Annotated in this window: 2 protein-coding genes; both read right to left on the reverse strand. The window is 70.3% G+C overall.

Features of this window, described 5'->3' with window-relative positions:
• Positions 1-3,800 (reverse strand): DEAD/DEAH box helicase (locus U9977_RS22120; protein WP_322751204.1); only part of this gene is annotated, 3,800 nt, incomplete at its 3' end.
• On the reverse strand, positions 3,788-5,053 hold the full coding sequence (locus tag U9977_RS22125) for a hypothetical protein (protein WP_322751205.1): 1,266 nt from the start codon (positions 5,051-5,053) through the stop codon (positions 3,788-3,790). The genes U9977_RS22125 and U9977_RS22120, both read right to left, overlap by 13 nt.
• Positions 5,054-5,144: the final 91 nt, after the last annotated feature.

Here is a 5,144-nt window from a genome sequence, read left to right on the forward strand (position 1 = left end):
TCGGGGTCGGAGGTGATCAGCAACGCCGCGGCCTGCTCGATCGCGTCGAGCCGGTAGCGCAGGTCGGCCAGGCGCCCGTCCCACTCGGCCTCCACCGCCCGCACGGCGTGGCCCAGCCCGCCGGTTGCGTAGTCACGCAGTTCCGCGGCGGCGGCGGCGCTGACCCCGGTAGGAGAACCGCTTGGGCCGAACAGGCTGAGGAACTCCGTGACCTGCGTGTCACCAGCCGCGAGAGCGGCTTCGGTGAAGGCGGCGAGCCAGCCGGACGGGCCGAACAGCGCCGACGCCCACCGTGGCAACGCCAGGACGCCGGGGAACCGGCCGCGGGCGGTCAGATCCACCAGGTGCGCTACATACTGGCGGCGCAGGATCTCCACGGCGGACAGGTAACACCCCGGCGGAACGATCTCCCCCGCGATCATCTCCCGTGGGTCGGTGAGGTAGTAGCGGTCGCGTTCGCGGCGGCCCAGCAACGTCAGCACGAACGCGTTGCCGCTGCGCCGCCCCGCGCGGCCCGCGCGCTGCACGTAGTTGGCGGGCCCTGTCGGCAGCGACGCCAGCACCACCGCCGACAGGTCGCCGATGTCGATACCCAGTTCCAGGGTGGGGGTGCACGACAGCACGTTCGGGTCGGTGTACCGGCTGCCGTCCCGGAACTGCTTTTCGACCTTCTCCCGCTGGGGACGGGTCAGCATGCCGGTGTGCTCACCGGTGACGACCCGAAAGATTCCGCCCTCGGTGTACAGCCGCCGGTAGTAGTCGGTGGAAACGTCATCATCCGAAGCGCCGGCGAGAGCGCTGGCGGGAGCGCCCGCGGTGAGCCGGCCGGGGCAGCGGTACCGCCCGCAGCGCTGCCCGACCCAGTCGGCCACCCGCGCCGGGGGCACGGTCTGCGTCCACGCGCACGAGTCGCAGCGGACTCCGGCGGCAGCCACCTCGCCGGCATCAAGCCGGGTCACCCGGATGTGGCCGGGTTGCAGCCCGTAGACGACGGTGGTGGCGTCGTCGGCGACCCGCCGCGCCAACAGCCCGGCGTCGGCGAGGACGGGTAGGAGCCGGGTCAGGTAGTCGGTGGCGTGCTCCCGGGACAGCTCCAGGCAGCGGACCGCCCAGTCCTGGTACCAGCCGCCGCGGGCGGTCAGGACGTCGAATTCGCTGCGGCGCTTCGGCGCGGACGCCAAGAACGCCGGCGCGGACACCCCGCGGGGGAACGCGGGCATACCGCTGGGCCGCCCGCCCCACACCTGCCAGCGGGCCCCGGCCTGGCCGAGGTAGCCGTCGAGCCAGCGGTGGCGGATCGCGCCGCGGATCCGCAGCCGCTCTCCCACGCCGCGGACGAACGCCAGGTAGGTCGCCTCGTCCGCGGGCGCGCCGGTGGTGACCGGCCCGTGCAGGAACACGTCCCGGCACAGCGCGGCGATCTTCTCCGGTTCGTCGAGGATGACCTCGGCGGCGGCGGTGCGGGTCAGCTCCAGGGTGCGGCCCTGTCGGGACCGTAATCCGAACTCCATGATCGCAGCGAAGGCGAGCCGGTCGGCGATCAGCTGCCAGACCTCCGCGCCGCCGGCATGCTCACCGGCGAGCAGCCCGTCGATCCCGGGCTGGTCGTGCAGGTCCGGCGGGACGATCGCGGCCAGCGTCCCGGGGTCGGCCGCGGGGTCGGTGGCGGCGGCGATCAGATCGGCGAGCAGGTCGTTGAGCGCCACCGGCACACCGGGGCGCAGCTGGCCGACGAGCAGCGAGCGCAACGAGAACGTGTACGACCGGTTGGCGACGAACCCGGCACGGTGCGCGGCGTCCTGCACCGAGTCGTTGAACAGCAGCGTCCGGCGTTCCCGGCCGGTGAGCTCACCGCCGGTGAACAGCTGGGTGACCGCGACCGAGGCGAGCGTGGCGAGCCCGGCACCCAGGTAGCGGATGCCCTGGTCCAGGCCGCAGGCCGGGCAGCGGTCGGCCTGCGCTCCACTGACATCCGAAAGATCACCGAGGACGGCGACGCCGTCACGGATGCGGGTCGTGCCACGGTCGCCGGACGCGGGGGTGCCCGGCGCGGGTGCGTCGGGCCCGGGTGCGTCCCGCGCCGGGTCGAACGGCCGGACCCGGCTGCCCGCCGCCTCCAGGACCAGCAGGCCCCGACTCGGGTTCGCGATCTCGCTCGCGGTGGCGGCGATCAATGCCCGGACCTGGCGCTTGTCCGCGCCGACACCGGCACGGTAGATCTTGTCCGGGTCGGTGATGAGCTCGGCGGGATCGCGTTCGGGTGAGATGGCCGCCCAGCCGGACCGGCCGCAGTGCCGGCAGTGGATCGCCGGGAGCCGCGCCTGGCGCCGGTCGGTGACCACCGCGTCCGCGTCGGAGGCTTCCGGGTCGGGGTCGCGCAGCGGTTCGCCGTCCCAGCCGAACGTGGGCGCCGTCCCGACGCCGCGCAGCAACCGGGACACGGCCCGTACCCACAGGTGCGTCTCCACGCTGACCAGCGGCCGCAGCGCAGAGTCGCGCTCATCGGGATCGTCGGGCTTGTCGGAGACCCGGGCGCTCGACAGCAGCGCGACGAACCGGGCGAGCGCAGCCGCGGCCAGGTCCGACCCGGTCGCCAGCGCCGCGCCCCAGCTGTAGGCACCCCGGCGCGGCAACAGTTCGAGGATCTCGCCGGCGGTCGTCGGCTGGTCACCGATGATCTCCAGCACGGCCGCGGTCAGGATGTGGCCGCGCAGCTTCTCCCCGAGATGGCGGGGGTCGATGTTGTCGTCGCCGAGCACAGCCAGCGCGATCCGTCCCATCGCGGACGGGTCCCGGCCCGGGTCTGCGATGGCCGCGAGTTCCGCCGGGTCGGGCACGGGCAGACCGTAGTCGAGCTTCCCGATGATCTCGCTGGTACTCCGGCGGGCCTCCCCGACCAGCGCCTCCTCCTCGAAGGGCACCCCGAAGACCTGGCCGGCGACCTCGCGGATACCCGCTCCCCCGGCGGTGCCGCTGCCCTCCCCCAGGGTCGCCGATGTCGCCACCGGGCAGATCGTGCCGAGCGGACGGCCGGGCTCGGCCTTGCCGGTCGCCGCGGCCAGACGCCGCAGCAGCATCGCGACGTCGGTGCCCTGAGCGCCGTCATAGGTGTGGAACTCGTCCAGGACGACGTAGGCGAGGTCGGCGCCATCCCACAACGACAGATCGTCGGCGCGTTGCAGCAGCAGGTCGAGCATCTTGTAGTTGGTGACGAGGATGTCCGGCGGGGTGCGGCGCATCTCCGACCGCTTGGTCATCACCCGGGTGTAGCTGACCTCGGGAACATCACCGATGTACAGGCCGGCGGTCACATCGGCGAGCCCGGCCTGCTCCAGATAACCGTTGATGCGCAGCGTCTGGTCGGTGGCCAGGGCGTTCATCGGGTACAGCAGCAGCGCCTTGACCCCGATACGGCCCGCCCGCCGCGCCCGCTGACAATGGTCGAGGACGGGAATCAGGAACGACTCGGTCTTGCCCGAGCCGGTACCGGTGGTCACCATCGTCGGGCGGGCCGGGCCGTGCAACGTACTCAGCCGCTCGAACGCCTTGGCCTGATGCTCGTACGGGGTGAAGTTCGCCGGCACCCACTCCAGATGGCGGCGCCAGCCGTCGGCCGCCGGCCGGAACGGCGTACGGATCCGCAGGTAGGGGCCGCGAAAGATGCCATGCTCGGGATGGTTGAGGAACGTCGCGAGCGCCTCACGTTCGCCCGCGTCGGCGAGCGCGAACGTGGTGGTCAGATACTGGGTGAGGTTCGCCCGCAGGCCCTCGGCGGCAAGCGTCGGTCTCACGGCGTCCACCCCGCGTCCTTCGCCGCCTGCAACCGGGCGCTGAACACCGCATGGGCTTGGCGCATCTCCGCTTCCCGGTCCGCCTGGTAGAACGGCGGCGAATACCCCTCCGGCGGCGCGACCCGCTCCGGATCCTCCAGATGCGCCATCAGCTGGACGTAATGCTCCTTCACCTGCCCAAACCCGAAGGCGTACGAGTCGGCGGCCAGCCGCCGGCCGGCGGCGTCGAAGTACATCTCCGCCTCCCGGTCGGCGAGGATCGGGTAACGCGAGCGGTAGATCGCCACCAGCTCCTCGGCCTCAATGCCGAGCCACACCGAGACCAGGGCGTCGATCTCGACGAGCGCGGCCCGCCGCTCGTACTCGGTCCGCAGTGGCGTCGCCCACTCCCAGGCCGGACCGACCTCGGCCAGTGGTGCCAGGCGAGGCCAGCCGACCACCCAGCCTTCGCCGTCTGCCCAGACAGGGTCATGCAGTTCCGCCCACAGGTCCGAATACGCGTTCGTCAGGCAGTTGAGCCGCAACGTCCGCAGCAACAACGCCGACGCCAACGGATGCCCCGGATCCGCCGCCGGCATGATGTTCATGTCCGCAACACGAAGATCCGAGCGCCCGGAAGCCCTCAATAGATAATCCAATGGAAGCGCTGCCCAGAAACCAGCAGCAAGAACCGTAGATCGATCGTCAGCTAATGCAAGCGAATGCACGGCATCTACATGAGCCGGCCCAGGCGGAATCAGCGCCGCAAAAAGGGAACGCTCGGTATTGAATGGGATCATGCGCCGCCAGGCGAGACGATAGTATTCGGTGTACAGTTTTCCATCCCATTGATCCTTGGCGGTATCATAGCGCTCAGGTTCGCACGCACGCGCGTAGTTGGTCCGCGGTATCGCCGTGGCGGTGAGCCCCGCGAGATCCAGGACATCCCAGTCACTGTTGCTGTTACACGGCACCCGGGGAGTCTTACAGAAAGGTGTCGCCACACCAAGATGCGGACCCTGAATAATCAAGTCACCCATACATGCGACGGAATGCGGATTCAACCGGATAATACCGCGATCCTTGGCAACCTTTTCATGATATCCAGCACTTATCTGGAGGCCCACCGAACCAAGACGCCGATCCGCTTTGGAGAGGGCGGCAATAGCGCCCTGCTCAAGCAGCGTCACCGGATACAGGAGCGCGGTACGCTCAACAGGTGCGCTCGTCTCACCTCTGAGTCGTTGCCACTCCGCGAGCAGGGCGAGGTCAACGTCGATCACCCGCGCTTTGTGAGGTCGCCGGTCCCATGATCCGGCATACCGCTGCCCCGGCACCGAGCCCGAACCGTCGTGGTCAAGGGAATCGACAAGC

This window comes from Protofrankia sp. Cas8 (assembly GCF_963555845.1).
Taxonomy (GTDB): domain Bacteria; phylum Actinomycetota; class Actinomycetes; order Frankiales; family Frankiaceae; genus Protofrankia.